We start from the raw sequence: 17,505 nt of genomic DNA, 5'->3' as shown, positions 1-17,505 counted from the left end.
CGGCCCCGCCTACAGCAGCCCCGCCGCGCCCAGCAGATACGCGGTCATCGGCTCGTAGAAGCGCGGGTCCACGACGTGGTCGTCCAGCGGCACGGCCACCTGCAGGACGCCCTCGGCCTCGGCGAGGAAGAGGGCGGGGTCGTTGGAGTCGGCGAAGCCCACCGCGTCGATGCCGCGCTGCGCCGCGCAGCCCGCCCAGCCGTGGTCGGCGACCACGAGATCCGGCTGGGGGCGGCCCTGCAGCCGCAGGCCGTCGAGGATGGCGGCCATGGGGGCGGGGGAGTGGGTGTGCCAGAGGGTGGCCCCGCGCTCGTACACCGCCACGTCGGCGACCTGGTAGACCGAGCCGTCGTCCGCCCGCAGCCCGCCGGGGACGGAGACGATCTCGCACCCCGCCGCCCGCAGCGCGGCGGCCGTGGTGCGGTGCACGTCCAGCAGCCCGCCCGGGTGGCCCGTGGCGAACAGCACCCGCTTGCCGTCCTCCGCCGCCTTGCGCAGGAGGGTCGCCGCGCGCTCCAGCGCCGCCACCGTCAGCTCCGGGTCGATCGTGTCCTGGCCCACCCGGTGCTCGAGGTCGTCGCTGACGCCGCAGCGCTCGGCCATGACGGCCAGCACGTCCTGCTCGTCCGTCCACCGGTCGCCGAGCTCCAGACCGAACCAGTACTGCCGGTCGCCCTGCGCGAGCCTGCGGTAGTGGTCGAGGTTGTTCTCCCGGGGGGTGGCCACATGGCCCGCGATGCGCGTACGGAGGAGGTGATCGATCAGCTCGGTACGGCTGGGTGGTATCGGCATGGGCTCATTCTCCCCCGGCTGAGCGCGATGGACGTCGTGTCCATATGAACGGGCGGACCCTTCACTTCCGTACATGTGCGGAATCCGCCGCCCTGCCTACCCTCGGGTACGTCCTATGGCAGTCGCTCCGACGTTGACGTGACCGTGACCCGTCGGCGCCCCGTCCGTGATCCGAGAGGCCCCAGCATGAGCACCCCCGCCCCCCGTGAACCGCGCGGCCCCGTCGACTCCTCCCGCATCCCGCGCTACGCGGGCCCCGCGACGTTCGCCCGGCTGCCGCGCCTCGACGAGGTCGGCACGGCCGACGTCGCCGTCGTCGGCGTGCCGTTCGACACCGGCGTCTCCTACCGTCCGGGCGCCCGCTTCGGCGGCAACGCCATCCGCGAGGCCTCGCGCCTGCTGCGCCCGTACAACCCGGCCCAGGACGCCTCGCCCTTCGCCCTCGCGCAGGTGGCGGACGCCGGCGACATCGCCGCGAACCCGTTCAACATCGACGAGGCCGTCGAGACCATCGAGGCCGCGGCCGACGACCTGCTGGGCACCGGCGCCCGCATGATGACCCTCGGCGGCGACCACACCATCGCCCTGCCGCTGCTGCGCTCGGTGGCCAAGAAGCACGGCCCCGTCGCCCTGCTGCACTTCGACGCGCACCTGGACACCTGGGACACGTACTTCGGCGCCGAGTACACCCATGGCACGCCGTTCCGCCGGGCCGTCGAGGAGGGCATCCTCGACACCGAGGCGCTGTCCCACGTCGGTACGCGCGGCCCGCTGTACGGCAAGAAGGACCTCACCGACGACGAGAAGATGGGCTTCGGCATCGTCACCTCCGCGGACGTGATGCGCCGCGGCGTCGACGAGATCGCCGACCAGCTGCGCCAGCGCGTGGGCGACCGCCCGCTGTACATCTCCATCGACATCGACGTTCTGGACCCGGCCCACGCGCCCGGCACCGGCACGCCGGAGGCGGGCGGCCTGACCTCCCGCGAGCTGCTGGAGATCATCCGCGGCCTGTCCTCCTGCAACCTGGTCTCCGCCGACCTGGTCGAGGTCGCCCCCGCGTACGACCACGCCGAGATCACCTCGGTCGCGGCCTCGCACGCGGCCTACGAGCTGACGACGATCATGTCGCGGCAGATCGCCGCCGCGCGCGGCTGAGACCCCGCGTCGGGCATCACGCAACCGAACGGTTCCGGCAGCGGCGTAAAGACCGTGTAAGTCCGGGCCCGTCGGGCGACAAGGGCACGTAAGGGCACGCCGGGGGCGTGCCCTCAGGCGGTTTGCTGAGGCGGTCGTTCCCTGCCGCCCACACCGCCGAAGGCCACATCCTGATGCCGTACCTGGCGCCCGAAGCCCCCGCACAGGACCTCGTACCGCCGACGCCCGGCCCCAGCGCCCGGCGTCGCCACCGCCGCGTCTCCGGCGGTCTCGTCGACCCCCGGCAGCTGATCGCCTCCTTCCCGGACGCGTTACGCAAGCTGCACCCGAGGGCGATGGTCAAGCACCCGGTGCTCTTCGTGGTCGAGGTGGGCTCCGTCCTCACCACGCTCTCCGCCGTCCTGGACCCCTCCGTCTTCACCTGGCTCATCAGCGTCTGGCTCTGGCTCACCGTCGTCTTCGCCAACCTCGCCGAGGCCGTCGCCGAAGGGCGCGGCAAGGCCCAGGCCGAGACGCTGCGCCGGACCCGGAGCGTCACCGCCGCCCGGCGGCTGCGCGCCTGGCGGGTGGGCATGGACCGGCGCGACTGGGAGGAGGAGCGCGTCCGGGCCGGCGAGCTGCGCCCGCACGACGTCGTGGTCGTGGCGGCGGGGGAGGTGATCCCCGGCGACGGCGAGGTCGTCGACGGCGTCGCGGCGGTGGACGAGTCGGCCATCACGGGCGAGTCGGCCCCGGTCGTCCGGGGGTCCGGAGGCGACCGTTCCAGCGTCACCGGCGGCACCACGGTGCTCTCCGACCGGATCGTCGTCCGGATCACCTCGCGCGTCGGCCACACGTTCCTCGACCGCATGATTGCGCTGGTCGAGGGCACCAGCCGGCAGAAGACCCCCAACGAGCTGGCGCTGAACATCCTGCTCGCCTCGCTCACCGTGATCTTCATCCTGGCCGTGGTCTCGCTCCAGCCCATGGCCAGCCGGTCGGGCGCGCCGCAGAGCATCACGGTGCTCGTCGCGCTGCTCGTCACGCTGATCCCGACCACCATCGGCGCCCTGCTCTCCGCCATCGGCATCGCCGGCATGGACCGGCTCGTCCAGCGCAACGTCATCGCCCTCTCGGGCCGGGCCGTGGAGGCGGCGGGCGACGTCGACACGCTGCTCCTGGACAAGACGGGCACCATCACCCTCGGCAACCGCCAGGCCGTCTCCTTCGACCCCGTCCAGGGCGTCGCGCACGAGCTCCTGGCCGACGCGGCGCAGCTGGCCTCGCTGTCCGACGAGACGCCCGAGGGCCGCTCCATCGTCACGCTCGCCGAGCGATACGGCATCGGGCACGCCGCCGGCGACTTCGCCCACGGCCGCTTCGTGCCCTTCTCCGCCGAGACCCGCATGAGCGGGGTCGACTTCGCCTTCGACGGCGACTTCTGCCGCATCCGCAAGGGCGCCGGCGCCGCGGTCGCGCAGTGGGTCCACCGGCGCGGCGGACACGTGCCCGAGGAGGCCGGCCGGCTCGCCGACCTGATCGCCGCGGCCGGCGGCACCCCGCTGCTCGTCGCGGTCGAGGACCCCGAGGGGGCGCGGATCCTGGGTGCCGTCCACCTCAAGGACGTCGTCAAGCCCGGCATCGCGGAGCGCTTCGCGGAACTGCGGGCCATGGGCATCAGGACGATCATGGTCACCGGCGACAACCCCGTCACCGCCCGGGCCATCGCCGCCGAGGCCGGGGTCGACGACTACGTCGCCGAGGCCACCCCCGAGGCCAAGCTGGCCCGCATCCGCGAGGAGCAGGCCGGCGGCAAGCTCGTCGCCATGACCGGCGACGGCACCAACGACGCCCCCGCCCTCGCCCAGGCCGACGTCGGCGTCGCCATGAACACCGGCACCCCGGCCGCCAAGGAGGCCGGGAACATGGTCGACCTCGACTCCAGCCCCACCAAGCTCATCGAGATCGTCGAGGTCGGCAAGCAGCTGCTCATCACCCGTGGCGCGCTCACCACCTTCTCCATCTGCAACGACGTGGCCAAGTACTTCGCGATCGTCCCCGCGATGTTCGGCGGCGTGGCCGGCTACGAGGGCCTGGAGAAGCTGAACGTGATGGGGCTGCACAGCTCCACCTCGGCCATCGCGTCCGCGATCATCTTCAACGCCCTCGTCATCGTCGCGCTGATCCCGCTCGCGCTGCGCGGCGTGCGCTACACCCCCTCCTCCGCGCACGCTCTGCTGCGCCGGAACCTCGGCCTGTACGGGCTGGGCGGGCTCGTCGCGCCCTTCGCGGGGATCAAGCTCATCGATCTGCTGATCCAGTACGTACCCGGCATGTGACGCGTACCCGACCGGCCGTTTTGTTGCGCCGGGATGAAATCCGCAGCCCAGAGCGTTGGGGCCTTCCGTCGGAACAGGGACAGCGGGAGGTCTGGGGTGGCGGCGACGGATGCGACCGGTCAGGGGTGGGCCAGGCGGCTCGCCGGGTACTGCTGGCGGTACCGCGGGGCGGTGCTGCTCGCGCTGGGCTCCTCCCTCGCCGGCATGGCCGTCATGGCGCTCGTACCGCTCATACCCAAGATGATCATCGACGACGTCATAGGTTCCGGCGAGCGCCCGCTCGCCCCCTGGGCCACGCTGCTGATCGTGGCCGCGGTCGTCGTCTACGGCCTCACCTACGTCCGCCGCTACTACGGCGGCAGGCTCGCCCTCGACGTCCAGCACGACCTGCGGACCGAGATGTACGCCGCGATCGCCCGCCTCGACGGCAGGCGGCAGGACGAGCTCTCCACCGGCCAGGTCGTCGGCCGGGCCACCAGCGACCTGCAGCTCATCCAGAGCCTGCTCTTCATGTTGCCGATGATGATCGGCAACATCCTCCTCTTCGTCATCTCGCTCATCGTGATGGCGGTGCTCTCCCCGCTGCTGACCGTGGTCGCCCTCGCCGTGGCCCCGGCGATCTGGATCCTCGCCCAGCGCAGCCGCACCAAGGTCTTCCCCGCCACCTGGTACGCCCAGGGGCAGGCGGCGGCCGTCGCGGGCGTCGTGGACGGCGCCGTCACGGGCGTACGCGTCGTCAAGGGCTTCGGCCAGGAGGCCCAGGAGGCCGGGAAGCTGCGCGAGGTCAGCGGGCGCCTTTTCGCCGGCCGGATGCGCACGATCCGGCTCAACTCCCGCTACACCCCCGCGCTGCAGGCCGTGCCCGCGCTCGGCCAGGTGGCCATGCTCGCGCTCGGCGGCTGGATGGCCACGCGCGGACAGGTCACCCTCGGCACCTTCGTCGCCTTCTCCACCTACCTCGCGCAGCTCGTGGGGCCGGTGCGGATGCTGACCATGGTCCTCACCGTGGGCCAGCAGGCCCGCGCGGGCGTCGAGCGCGTGCTCGAGCTCATCGACACCGAGCCGGTGGTGCAGGAGCGCGCCGGGGCGCACGAGCTGCCCGGCGACGCCCCCGCCACCGTCGAGTTCGACGACGTGACCTTCGGCTACGACCCCGAGCGGCCCGTCGTGTCGGGCCTCTCGCTGCGCGTCGAGCCCGGCGAGACCGTGGCCGTCGTCGGCGCCTCCGGCAGCGGCAAGTCGACGCTGGCCCTGCTGCTGCCGCGCTTCTACGACGCCACCTCCGGCGCCGTCCGCGTCGGCGGCCATGACGTGCGCGAGCTGACCCTCTCCTCGCTGCGCGCCGCGATCGGGCTCGTGCCGGAGGACAGCTTCCTGTTCTCCGACAGCATCCGCGACAACATCGCCTACGGGCGCCCGGAGGCGACCGACGAGCAGATCCGGGCCGCCGCGCGCGCGGCGCAGGCGGACGGGTTCATCTCCGCGCTGCCCGACGGCTACGACACCACGGTGGGCGAGCAGGGCCTGACCCTCTCCGGCGGCCAGCGCCAGCGCGTCGCGCTCGCCCGCGCGATCCTCACCGACCCCCGGCTGCTGCTCCTGGACGACGCCACCTCCGCGGTGGACGCGCGCGTGGAGCACGAGATCCACGAGGCGCTGCGCGGCGTCATGGCGGGCCGTACGACCCTGCTGATCGCCCACCGCGCCTCCACCCTGGCCCTGGCCGACCGCATCGCCGTCCTGGACGGCGGCCGCCTCGTCGACGTGGGCACGGCCGAGGAGCTGGAGGAGCGCTGCGCGGTGTACCGGCGGCTCCTGACCGACCCCGAGGAGCTCGCGGGGGTGGCCAAGGACCCGGCGGGCGCCGCGATCCTCGTCGGCTCCTTCGGCGGCGAGGCGTCGGCCACGGGCCTCGCCGAGCCCCCGGTCCGCGACGCCGGCACCGAGCGGGCCGGCGTGGACGGCGTCACCCCGAGTCTGTGGGTGCGCAAGGACACCGGCGACGCGGCGGGCGCGGGCGGCGACTCGGCCGGGACGCCCGCCACGCCCGAGCTGCTGGCCAAGGTGGCGGCCCTGCCGCCGGCCACGGACACGCCCGGCATCGACGAGGAGCTCGCCGCGCGGCCCGAGGAGTCCTACGGCCTGCGCCGGCTGCTGCGCGGCTTCGGGGCGCCCCTGGCGGTCAGCCTGCTGCTGGTGGCCGTCGACGCCCTGGCGGCCCTGCTGCTGCCCGTCCTGATCCGGCACGGCATCGACCAGGGCGTCCAGCGCCTGGCGCTCGGCGCGGTCTGGACGGCCTCCGCCCTCGCGCTGCTCGTGGTGCTCGTGCAGTGGGCGGCGCAGATCGGCGAGACCCGGATGACGGGGCGGACAGGCGAGCGCGTGCTGTACTCGCTCCGCCTGAAGATCTTCGCCCAGCTGCAGCGGCTCGGCCTGGACTACTACGAGCGCGAGCTCACCGGCAAGATCATGACGCGGATGACGACGGACATCGACGCCATGTCGACGTTCCTGCAGACCGGCCTGGTCACCGCCGTCGTCTCCGTCCTCACCTTCTTCGGCATACTCGTCGCCCTCCTGGTCATCGACGTCCAGCTGGCGCTCGTCGTCTTCGCCACCCTGCCGCCGCTCGTCGTCGGGACGGTCTTCTTCCGCCGGCAGAGCGTCAAGGCGTACGAACTGGCCCGCGAGCGCGTCGGCTCGGTCAACGCCGACCTGCAGGAGAGCGTGGCCGGGCTGCGCATCGTGCAGGCGTTCCGCCGGGAGACGTCGGGTGGCCTCCGCTTCGCCGAGCGCAGCGCCTCCTACCGCGAGGCGCGGGTGCGCGGCCAGTGGCTGATCTCGGTGTACTTCCCCTTCGTGCAGCTGCTGTCGTCCGTGGCGGCTGCCGCGGTGCTGATCGTGGGCGCGGGCCGGGTCGAGGACGGCACGCTGACGGCGGGCGCGCTGGTGGCGTACCTGCTCTACATCGACCTGTTCTTCGCCCCCGTGCAGCAGCTCTCCCAGGTCTTCGACGGCTACCAGCAGGCGACCGTCTCGCTCGGCCGGGTGCAGGAGCTGCTGCGCGAGCCGACGACCACGCCGGTGGCCGCGAAGCCGTTCGCGGTGCGTGAGCTGAGCGGCGAGGTCGTCTTCGACGACGTGCGCTTCTCGTACGGCGGCGCCGACGGGGGCGGGGAGGCCGCGCTGGACGGCATCAGGCTGACCGTGCCGGCGGGGCAGACGGTGGCGTTCGTCGGCGAGACCGGCGCCGGGAAGTCCACGCTGGTCAAGCTGGTCGCGCGGTTCTACGACCCGACCTTCGGCGCGGTCCGCGTCGACGGCCGCGACCTGCGCGAGCTGGAGCCGGTCTCCTACCGGCACCGGCTCGGCGTCGTCCCCCAGGAGCCGTACCTCTTCCCCGGCACCGTGCGCGACGCGATCGCCTACGGGCGCCCGGACGCGAGCGACGCGGAGGTCGAGGCGGCCGCGCGCGCGGTGGGCGCCCACGAGATGGTCGCCACGCTGGACGGCGGCTATCTGCACACGGTCACCGAGCGCGGACGCAACCTCTCCGCCGGCCAGCGGCAGCTGATCGCCCTGGCCCGGGCCGAGCTGGTCGACCCGGACATCCTGCTGCTGGACGAGGCCACGGCCGCGCTGGACCTGGCGACCGAGGCGCTGGTCAACGAGGCCACCGACCGGCTGGCCGGGCGGCGTACGACCCTGGTGGTCGCCCACCGGCTGACCACCGCGGCCCGTGCGGACCGCGTCGTGGTCCTCGACGGCGGCCGTGTCGTCGAGGACGGCACGCACGCGCAGCTGCTGGCGAAGGACGGCGCGTACGCGCGCCTGTGGCGGACGTTCACCGGCGAGGTGGTCCCGGCCTGAGGGCCGGGGCCGCCCCCCGGGGCGGCCCGGAGCAGGACGAACCGGTCGAACCGGGCCGTACGCCCAGCAAGATCGAAATCTCCGCCCACTGACTCTGGCGTGGCGGATGGTGCCCCCGGTAGGTTCGCGGCGACCTTTGCGAACCCAGGGGAGGGCGCATGCGCAAGGCTCTCAGAGCACTGCTGGCACTGACGATGTCCATAGGGGCGGTCGGTGCCGGCAGCGCGGCAGCGGGCGCGGCGACGGCCGCCGACACCGCGCCGGACATAAAGGAACGCATCCTGAAGATTCCGGGGATGAGTTTCGTCGAGGAGAAGCCCTACGAGGGCTACCGCTACCTCGTGCTGAACTACAAGCAGCCGATCGACCACAAGAACCCGGCCAAGGGCACCTTCGAGCAGCGCTTCACGCTGCTGCACAAGGCCACCGACCGGCCGACGGTCTTCTTCACCTCCGGCTACAACGTCAACACCAACCCGTCCCGCAGCGAGCCGACCCGGATCGTCGACGGCAACCAGGTGTCGATGGAGTACCGCTACTTCACCCCGTCGCGGCCCAAGCCCGCCGACTGGTCGAAGCTGGACATCTGGCAGGCCGCCAGCGACCAGCACCGCCTCTTCCAGGCGCTCAAGCCGGTCTACAACAAGAACTGGCTGGCGACCGGCGGCAGCAAGGGCGGCATGACGGCGACGTACTTCCGCCGCTTCTACCCGAACGACATGAACGGCACCGTCGCCTACGTCGCGCCCAACGACGTGGTCAACAACGAGGACTCGGCCTACGACCGCTTCTTCGCGAACGTGGGCGACAAGGCGTGCCGCAACCAGCTCAACTCGGTGCAGCGCGAGGCGCTGCTGCGCCGCGACGAGATCGTCGGCCGCTACCAGAAGTGGGCCGACGCCAACGGCAAGACGTTCAAGGTCGTCGGCAGCGCCGACAAGGCCTACGAGAACGTCGTCCTGGACATGGTGTGGGCGTTCTGGCAGTACCACCTGCAGAGCGACTGCAAGACCGTCCCCGCCACCAAGGCGTCCACGGACGATCTCTACAAGTTCATCGACGAGATCTCCGGCTTCGAGGCCTACACCGACCAGGGCCTGGAGCAGTACACCCCGTACTACTACCAGGCGGGCACCGAGCTGGGCTCTCCGACGTTCAACTCGCCGCACCTCAAGGGGCTGCTGCGCTACCCCGGCATCTACGCGCCGCGCAACTACGTGCCGCGTGACATCCCGATGAAGTTCCGCAACGGCTCGATGGCCGACGTCGACCGCTGGGTGCGCGAGGACAGCAAGCGGATGCTGTTCGTCTACGGGCAGAACGACCCGTGGAGCGCCGAGCCGTTCCGCCTGGGCAAGAACGCCGAGGCCCGGCACGACTACCGCTTCTTCGCTCCGGGCGGCAACCACGGCACCAAGATCGCCGACCTGGTGGCCGATGAGCGGAACAAGGCCACGGCCGAGGTCCTGCGCTGGGCGGGCGTCGCACCGGCCGCCGTCCAGAAGGACGACCGCAAGGCCAAGCCGCTGGCCCCGTTCAACTCCAAGCTCGACCGCAAGGACGTGGAGCGCAACACCATGCTGCGTCCCTAGCGGCCGGTAGCACTCCGGGCAGGCTGTCAGGAAAGGCGGCGGGCGCACCCCACGGGAGCCCCGCCGCCGACCTGTACGTACAGGTCGGTCGCCGGGGGACAGTCCTCGCGGGAGCCCACCGCGCGGTCCACCCGGAACTCCGGTTCGTGCGGGCCGGAGCCGTCGCAGGCGGCCTCCTTCACCACGCCGTGCCGCTCGGTGTACACGCAGTCGCCCGGCACCGTCAGCGGGCCGCCGCCCATGCCCGGGTCGCCCGGGTGCGGCGGGCGCAGGTTGCGCATGCAGGCGTAGCCCTCGGGGACGCTGTCCGACTCCGACGTCCCGGCGTCGACGGCCGTGATGTGCAGGACGAAGTCGGTGCTCTCGGGACAGCGCGGACCGCCCGTCCGCGGGCCGTAGTAGCGGGCGAGGACGCTCGCCGCGGCCTGCTCGCTCCCGCAGTCGACCTCGGCGAAGGCGGGCCGCCCACGGCCCGTGCACGCCCCGCGGCCCAGGAACGTGGCGACATACCCCGAACCCGCGTCCGCGACGCTCCCCCCGCCCTGCGCGACGGTCTCCGCTCCGGTGCGCCCGGCGGCCTGACAGCCGGTGAGCGCGTACGAGCCGTACAGCACGGCGAGCGCGAACAGCGCCTTCGGCAGCGCGCGATGGCGCATGGTCTCCCCCAACCCACCCTACGAGCGTCCAGAGTTACCCGACGGCCACCGGCGCACACCAGGCGTGCGGGAGGCTTCGCGGAGGGTGACCGCGCGCCTCTCGTCTGCCTGCCGGGCGGTCCGCCACCGGTGCGTCGGAGGGGGTGCACCGGCGGCGGCGTGCTGCCGTCCGCAGGCGGCGGAGAGGGGGTGGGTCGGCGACGCGGCCAGCGGCGGAGCCGACACCGCTCTGCGGAACCCGGCGGCAGCACGCCCCTTGGACGGACCGCGCGCCGGAGCGGTTCCGCCCGGGGGTGCGCACCCCGTCGCCCCGGCCCGGTTTCCGGGTCTACCCGGCCGCGCGGCGCGCCCTGCCGAAGCCGCGCGCCCGGCGCCACCGGGCGGCCGGACGTACGGTCAGCAGCTTCGCGCGCGGGGCGAGCCGCCGGACCATCGCGAAGACCGACTCGGTGCGGGAGAGGTCGCTGTCCAGCACGGTGAAGAGGTTGACGCCGAGGTAGAAGGTGACCGCCGCGTTGGCCAGGTCCCTCGGGGGCATCAGCCGGGCGAGCGGGCTGCCCCCGATGACCCGCTCCAGGGTCTCCTCCATGAACGCCAGCCACGGGTCGACGCGTACGCGGATCTCTTCGCGCAGCTCCGGCTTGGCGACGGCGGCGGCGACCAGCTCGGACAGCAGCGTGATGTGACCGCCCTCGAGGTCGTCGCGGTACACGCGCGTGGCGGCCGCGGCGAGTTCCTCCAGGGTGCGGGCGCCCGCCACCGTGGCGGCGTGCTGTTCCAGGCGCTCGGCGGAGGAGCGGTCCAGGGCGGCGAACAGCAGGGCGTCGACACCGCCGAAGTGGTAGAAGATCAGCGCCGAGTTGACGCCGGCCTCCTTGCCGATCGTCCGCGCGCTGGCCTTGCCGTACCCCTGGGTGCGCAGGACCGTTCCCGCCGCGGTGATCAGCCGTTCCTTGGTCTCCACCGACATGTGCCGTCCCCTCGCAGAGCGCTCATCATACGGTTCGGGTCCTCCAGGATTTGAGCGAGTGGTCAAGACCCGGGGGGAGAGTCAGAAGCTGCGCTCCGGCCACCGCTCGCGCAGCAGCCGCACGGTCTCGTGGATGGCCGGACGGCGGGCCGCGCCCGCACGCCAGTAGGCGAACAGCCGCCGGATGGGGGTGGGTTCCAGCGGCACCGCCCGTACGCCCTCGAGGAGCGGGCCGCGGCCCAGGCGCGGCACGAGGGCGATGCCCAGCCCGGCCGCCACGAGCGCCACCTGGGTGTGGTTCTCGGCGACCTGGTAGGCCAGGTCCGGCTCGCTGCCCGCGCCGCGCAGGGTGCGCACCAGCCAGTCGTGGCAGACCGTGCCGGGCGGCTGGCAGACCCAGCGCTGGTGCGCCAGGTCCGTCTCGCGCAGCGGCCCCGGTCCGTCGAGCGGATGGCCCCGCGGCACCAGCACGTCGCACACGTCGTTGCCGATCCGCACCCGCTCCAGGCCGTCCGGCGCGGGCAGCGGCTCGATGTCCCATTCGAAGGTGACCGCCAGATCGAGCACGCCCTGCGCCACCAGGGCGACGGATTCGTGCGGGTCGACCTCGGCCAGGCGGGTGTCCAGGGAGGGGTGTTCGCGGGCGAGCGCGGCCAGGACGCCCGGCATCAGCCCGCGCGCGGCCGACGCGAACGCCCCGACCACCAGCCGGCCCGTGGGCAGCCCGCGCCGCTCCTCCAGGTCCGTCTCCGCGCGTTCGACCATGACCAGCAGCTCCCGCGTGGTCTCCGCCAGCCGCACGGCCGCGTCCGTCAGCACCACGCCGCGCCCGCGGCGCTCGAGCAGGATGGTGCGGGTCTCCCGCTCCAGCTTGGTGATGGACTGCGACACGGCGGACGGGGTGTAGCCGAGCGCGACGGCGGCCGCGCTGACCGAACCGTGCACGGAGACGGCGTGCAGGGCACGCAGCCGGGACAGATCCAGCATGATCCTCAGGCCCCCATCGTTGAGCGTTGCTGAATCCCATCATGAAGAAACCCGCGCTGGTGCTACATGGTGCGTACAGATGATGCTCGTCGCATGCGACCACCGCACATAGCCCTGGCCGTCGCCGTAGCGGCCCTGTGGGGCGTCAACTTCGTCGTCATCGACGTCGGCCTCCACCACTTCCCGCCCCTGCTCTTCTGCGGGCTGCGCTTCCTCGCCGCCGCGCTGCCGGCCGTCTTCCTCGTGGGGCGGCCGCCGGTGAAATGGCGGTGGATCATCGGAGTGGGACTGGCCCTCGGCGTGGGCAAGTTCGGGCTGCTGTTCGTCGGCATGCGTGCCGGGATGCCGGCCGGGCTGTCCTCGCTGGTCCTGCAGGCCCAGGCGGTCTTCACCGCCCTCTTCGCCATGCCGGCCCTCGGCGAACGCCCGGGAAGGGTCCGGCTGCTGGGCATGGGCGTGGCCCTGTCGGGCATCGTGGTCGCGGCCGTAGACGAGAGCGCCTCCGGGCCGGTCCTCGGCTTCGCCCTGGTCGTGATCGCGGCCGCCTTCTGGGGCGTCTCCAACGTCCTCACCCGCAAGGCCGCGCCCTCCGACGGCCTGCGCTTCACCGTCTGGATCAGCACCGTGCCGGTGCTGCCCCTCCTGCTGCTGTCCCTCGTCTTCGAGGGCCCCGAGGCCGACGCCGAGGCCCTGACATCCCTGGACTTCGCCGGGGTGGGCGCCCTGCTGTTCGTCGCCTGGGTCAGCACCGTGCTCGGCTTCGGCGCCTGGAACTTCCTGCTGCGCGGCTACGACGCCTCGTCCGTCGCCCCCTTCACGCTGCTGGTGCCCGTGTTCGGCATGACCTCCGCCGCACTGCTGCTGGGGGAGGACGTGAGCCCGCTGCGGTGGTGCGCGGCGGTGCTGCTGGTGGGCGGGGTCGCCGTCACCTCGCTCGCGGGGCGGCGGCGACCAGCCCCCGCAGATACTCCGCTCCCGGACCCGCCAGCTGCTCGAAGTCGGCCACGTGAGGATGCCAGCGCTTCTCGTACTCCCAGCACAGCCAGCCGTCCCAGCCCGCCCGGCTGAGCGTCCCCACGCAGGCGCCCAGCGGCAGGACGCCCGTCCCCAGCTGCACCGGGGTGGTGTCCTCGGCCGAGCCGACGTCCTTGACCTGCACATAACCCAGGTGCGGGGCCAGGGCGGGGAAGCTGACGGCCGGCTCCTCCCCGCCCCGCCAGGTGTGCAGCACGTCCCACAGCGCCCCGATGCTGCCGTGCCCCACGGGCCCCAGGACGCGCACGGCGTCCTGAGCGCGCCCATGGGAGTCATGGGTCTCCATCAGGACGCGCACGCCCGTGTCGGCGGCGAGCGGCGCGATCGCCCCGAGCCGGCGCGCGGCCGCCGCGTCGGCCTCGTCACCGGGCTGTTCGCCGGCGCCGGGGAACACCCGGACGTACGACGCCCCCAGGTCGCCCGCGAGCCGCACCAGGCCGTCCAGCTCCGCCAGCACCGGCTCGTCGGGGCCCGGTGCGGCCACGCGCGCGTACCCGGCCACCGCCAGTACCGCCACGCCCGCCCCGGCGAACGCCTCGGCCGCGGCGGCCCGCGACGCGGGCGGCATGCCGGGGTGCACGGGCTCCTCCGGATGGGCCCGCAGCTCGACGCCGTCGTAGCCGTGCTTCCCGGCGAGCCGCACCACGTCGGGCAGGGGCAGTCCGGGCGTTCCCAAGGTCGAAAAGGCCAGCTTCATGGTGATCGGTTTCCCCGTCCGGCGGCGGGAAATGCCCCTGATGCCGAAGTCGGGAACACCGGGGGACGGGAGGGCGACCGCGCATGACGGCCCGGGGAAGCGGAAAACCGCGCGTGACCACCAGGGACACGCGCGTGACGACCACGGACATACGCATCGCCGTGAACGGCGCGACCGGCCGGATGGGCCATCGCCAGCACCTCGTACGCTCCCTCCTCGCCCTCCGCGAGCAGGGCGGCGTGCCGCTCGGCGACGGCAGGACCCTGCGGCCCGATCCGGTCCTCGTCGGCCGCGACGGCGGCAGGCTGGCGGCGCTCGCCGCACGCCACGGAATCGAGCGGTGGTCCACCGACCTCGACGCCGTCCTCGCCGACCCGGACGTCGAGGTCTACTTCGACGCCCAGGCCACCTCCGCCCGGCCCGCCGCGCTGCGCCGGGCCATCGCCGCGGGCAAACACGTGTACTGCGAGAAGCCCGTCGCGGGCCGCTACGCCGACGCCCTGGAGCTCGCCCGGCTCGCCCGGGCCGCCGGGATCCGGCACGGCGTCGTCCAGGACAAGCTCTTCCTGCCCGGACCGCGCAAGCTCAAGAGGCTCGTCGACGAGGGCTTCTTCGGCAGCGTGCTGTCGGTGCGCGGGGAGTTCGGCTACTGGGTCCTCGAGGGCGACCGGGAGCCCGCCCAGCGGCCCTCGTGGAACTACCGCGCCCAGGACGGGGGCGGCATGGCCGCCGACATGTTCCCCCACTGGGAGTACCTGCTGCGGGAGCTGTTCGGCCCCGTACGGTCCGTACAGGCGCGCCTGGCGACCCACATCGACCGCCGCTGGGACGAACGGGGCCGGTCCTACGAGGCCACCGCCGACGACGCCGCCTACGCCATCTTCGAACTGGAGGGCGGCGCGGTCGCGCAGTTCAACTCCTCCTGGGCCGTGCGGGTGTACCGCGACGAACTGCTGGAGCTCCAGGTCGACGGGACGGACGGCTCGGCGGTGGCGGGGCTGCGCCACTGCCGGGCCCAGCACCGCTCGGCCACCCCCCGGCCCGTATGGGATCCCGACGGGCCGGCCGCCGAGGACTTCCGCGCGCAGTGGCGGGAGGTGCCGGACGCCCCCGGCGACGGCGACAACGCCTTCCGCGCCCAGTGGGAGCTCTTCCTGCGGCACGTCGCGCTGGGCACCCCGTGGCACCACGACCTCTTCGCGGGCGCGCGCGGCGTGGCCCTCGCCGAGGCGGGCCACCGGTCCTCGCGGGAGGGCCGGCGGCTGCCCGTGCCGGAGCCGGCGCCGTGATCCGCCTGCCGGACGCGTCCGGGGCGCTGCGCCCCTACACGCCACGGGCCGCGCGCCCGGTGCCCCCCGGGCCGCCGCCGCGCCTCCGTACGGTCCTGGCCGCCGCCCATGTCGTCGCCGACCCCTTCGGCGACACCGCCCCGGGCGGCCGCGCCGCCCTGGACTGGGACGCCACGCTCGCCTTCCGCCGCCACCTGTGGGCGCACGGACTGGGCGTCGCGGAGGCGATGGACACCGCCCAGCGCGGCATGGGCCTGGGCTGGGACACGGCCGCCGAGCTGATCCGGCGCTCGGCGGCCGAGGCGGCGGCGGTGGGCGGCCGGATCGTCTGCGGGGCCGGCACCGACCACCTGACGCCGCCCTACGGCTCGCCGGACGACGTCGCGGCCGCCTACGAGCGCCAGCTCGAGGTCGTGGAGTCGGCGGGCGCCCAGGCCGTCGTCATGGCCTCCCGGGCCCTGGCGGCCGTCGCCCGCGGACCGGAGGACTACGAGCGGGTCTACGGGCGGCTGGTGCGCCAGACGGAGCGCCCCGTGATCCTCCACTGGCTCGGCCCCATGTTCGACCCCCTCCTGGAGGGCTACTGGGGCGCCACCGACCTCGACGCCGCCACGGAGACGCTGCTGCGGATCGTGACCGCCCACCCCGGCAGGGTCGCGGGGGTGAAGGTCTCCCTGCTGGACGCCGGGCGCGAACGGGCGCTGCGACGGCGGCTGCCGGCGGGGACACGGTGCTTCACGGGGGACGACCTCCACTACCCGGAGCTGATCGAGGGCGACGACGGCGCGTCCAGCGACGCGCTGCTGGGCGTCTTCGACCCGCTCGGGCCGCGGGCGGCCCATGCCGCGCGCCTGCTCGACTCCGGCGACCGGCACGGCTTCCGGGCCGTGCTGGACCCGACCGTGCCGCTGGCCCGGCACCTCTTCGAACCCCCGACGCGCTTCTACAAGACGGGCATCGTCTTCCTGGCCTGGCTCGCCGGGCACCAGCACCACTTCGTGATGCCCGCGGGGCTGCACGCCGCGCGGACGGTGCCCCACCTGGCGCGGGCGTACGAACTGGGCGACGGCCTCGGCCTGTTCCCCGACCCCGAACGGGCCGGCGAGCGGATGGCGCGCTGGCTGGCGGTCCACGGGGTGGAGCGGTGAGCGGGCTCGAGCGGTTCAGCCTCAACCAGTGGACGGTCCGGCAGTGGTCGCTGCCCGAGCTGGTGGCGGGCTGCGCCGCCGCCGGGGTGCGGGCCGTGGGGCTGTGGCGGGAGCCGGTGCGGGAGTACGGCGTCGAGGCCGCCGCCCGGCTCGTACGCGGCGCCGGGCTGACCGTCAGCAGCCTGTGCCGGGGAGGCTTCCTCACCGCCGCCGACGCCCCCGGGCGGGAGCGCGCGCTCGCCGGGAACCGCGCCGCCGTCGAGGAGGCGGCGGCACTCGGTGCCGCCGCCCTCGTGCTGGTGGCGGGTGGTCTGCCGGCCGGCAGCCGGGACCTGCCCGGCGCGCGCGAGCGGCTGGCCGACGCCCTGGCCGAGCTGGGGCCCTACGCGGCCGGGTACGGGGTGCGGCTGGCGATCGAGCCGCTGCACCCGATGTTCGCCTCCGACCGTTGCGTGGTCTCGACCCTCGGTCAGGCCCTCGACCTCGCCGAGCGCTTCCCGGCCGGCCAGGTGGGCGTGGTCGTGGACACCTATCACCTGTGGTGGGACGACGCGGTGGGCCGCGAGCTGGTCCGGGCGGGGGAGGGCGGCCGGATCGCGGCCTTCCAGCTCGCCGACTGGATCACGCCGCTGCCCGAGGGGGTGTTGCTGGGGCGGGGGCAGCTGGGAGAGGGGTGCGTGGACCTGAGGTGGTTCCGCGAACGGGTGGAGGCGGCGGGGTACGCCGGGGCCGCCGAAGCGGAGATCTTCAGTCCGTCGCTGTGGGCGCGCGAGGGGGCGGAGGTGCTCGCGGAGACGCTGGACCGTTATCGCACGCATGTGCTGTGACCTGGGATTCGGTACCGTAGGTAACGGAATCATAACGCCTTGGAATCGTTGCAACCCTTCGGCGTCCTGGCGGGTCGTTATGAACATCAGGCTTCCCGGGGAGGGATCCGGGGGGATTCAGGGGAAGCCGGTTCCGGGGGGAACGCGAGGGGCTCGGTCGCAGACC

The 17,505-nt window shown here is 73.5% G+C and carries 12 protein-coding genes and 1 pseudogene; 8 read left to right on the top strand and 5 right to left on the bottom strand.

The genetic code is table 11. The annotated features are described in order from the left end of the window. Positions 1–9: 9 nt before the first annotated feature. On the bottom strand, positions 10–792 hold the full coding sequence (locus J1792_RS01485) for a phosphatase (RefSeq protein ID WP_207246520.1): 783 nt from the start codon (positions 790–792) through the stop codon (positions 10–12). A gap of 186 nt (positions 793–978) precedes the next feature. Between J1792_RS01485 and speB the strand changes: the two genes are divergently transcribed. The 4 genes from speB to J1792_RS01465 all read left to right on the top strand — a co-directional run bounded on the left by speB (position 979) and on the right by J1792_RS01465 (position 9,730). Beyond that, entirely contained in the window at positions 979–1,950 is a 972-nt protein-coding gene (gene speB, locus J1792_RS01480) for an agmatinase (protein WP_086567368.1), read from the top strand. Between the two features lie 173 nt (positions 1,951–2,123). Then, entirely contained in the window at positions 2,124–4,268 is a 2,145-nt protein-coding gene (gene kdpB, locus J1792_RS01475) for a potassium-transporting ATPase subunit KdpB (RefSeq protein WP_207246506.1), read from the top strand. A 33-nt stretch (positions 4,269–4,301) separates the two neighbouring features. Then, the gene (locus tag J1792_RS01470; RefSeq protein ID WP_207246504.1) at positions 4,302–8,138 is read left to right on the top strand and encodes an ABC transporter ATP-binding protein; all 3,837 of its coding nucleotides are present in this window, start codon (positions 4,302–4,304) and stop codon (positions 8,136–8,138) included. A 158-nt stretch (positions 8,139–8,296) separates the two neighbouring features. Then, complete coding sequence (locus J1792_RS01465; RefSeq protein WP_086567364.1) at positions 8,297–9,730, top strand: S28 family serine protease; 1,434 nt, start codon at positions 8,297–8,299, stop codon at positions 9,728–9,730. 26 nt (positions 9,731–9,756) lie between these two features. On the opposite strand, the gene J1792_RS01460 is transcribed toward J1792_RS01465, so the two are convergent. The 3 genes from J1792_RS01460 to J1792_RS01450 all read right to left on the bottom strand — a co-directional run bounded on the left by J1792_RS01460 (position 9,757) and on the right by J1792_RS01450 (position 12,343). Then, a complete protein-coding gene (locus J1792_RS01460; RefSeq protein ID WP_179198791.1) occupies positions 9,757–10,386 on the bottom strand; it encodes a hypothetical protein in 630 nt (209 codons plus the stop codon). Between the two features lie 328 nt (positions 10,387–10,714). Continuing rightward, entirely contained in the window at positions 10,715–11,356 is a 642-nt protein-coding gene (locus J1792_RS01455) for a TetR/AcrR family transcriptional regulator (RefSeq protein ID WP_086567362.1), read from the bottom strand. Positions 11,357–11,437: 81 nt separating this feature from the next. Beyond that, a complete protein-coding gene (locus J1792_RS01450; RefSeq protein ID WP_086567360.1) occupies positions 11,438–12,343 on the bottom strand; it encodes a LysR family transcriptional regulator in 906 nt (301 codons plus the stop codon). Positions 12,344–12,436: 93 nt separating this feature from the next. Here J1792_RS01450 and J1792_RS01445 point away from each other — a divergent pair, with 93 nt between their 5' ends. Then, positions 12,437–13,411 (top strand): EamA family transporter, encoded by a 975-nt coding sequence (locus J1792_RS01445; RefSeq protein ID WP_086567359.1) that lies wholly within the window; start codon positions 12,437–12,439, stop codon positions 13,409–13,411. Here the strand turns inward: J1792_RS01445 and J1792_RS01440 are convergent. After that, positions 13,362–14,075 (bottom strand): annotated as a pseudogene (locus J1792_RS01440) (sugar phosphate isomerase/epimerase family protein); the annotation flags it as partial. The gene J1792_RS01445 and the pseudogene J1792_RS01440 sit on opposite strands and share 50 nt — an antisense overlap. Positions 14,076–14,257: 182 nt before the next feature. Between J1792_RS01440 and J1792_RS01435 the strand changes: the two are divergent. The 3 genes from J1792_RS01435 to J1792_RS01425 are packed head-to-tail and all read left to right on the top strand — an operon-like array spanning position 14,258 to position 17,339. Beyond that, on the top strand, positions 14,258–15,364 hold the full coding sequence (locus J1792_RS01435) for a Gfo/Idh/MocA family protein (protein WP_242645563.1): 1,107 nt from the start codon (positions 14,258–14,260) through the stop codon (positions 15,362–15,364). Then, a complete protein-coding gene (locus J1792_RS01430; protein WP_086567357.1) occupies positions 15,361–16,512 on the top strand; it encodes a dihydrodipicolinate synthase family protein in 1,152 nt (383 codons plus the stop codon). Before J1792_RS01435 ends, J1792_RS01430 begins: the two co-directional genes overlap by 4 nt. Further along, positions 16,509–17,339: a sugar phosphate isomerase/epimerase family protein gene (locus J1792_RS01425; protein ID WP_207246502.1), complete on the top strand. Its 831-nt coding sequence runs from the start codon at positions 16,509–16,511 to the stop codon at positions 17,337–17,339. Before J1792_RS01430 ends, J1792_RS01425 begins: the two co-directional genes overlap by 4 nt. Positions 17,340–17,505 lie beyond the last annotated feature (166 nt).

Origin of the sequence: Streptomyces triculaminicus, assembly GCF_017349075.1 — a bacterium.
Lineage (GTDB): Bacteria > Actinomycetota > Actinomycetes > Streptomycetales > Streptomycetaceae > Streptomyces > Streptomyces triculaminicus.
This window is presented reverse-complemented; position numbering and strand designations above follow the sequence as displayed.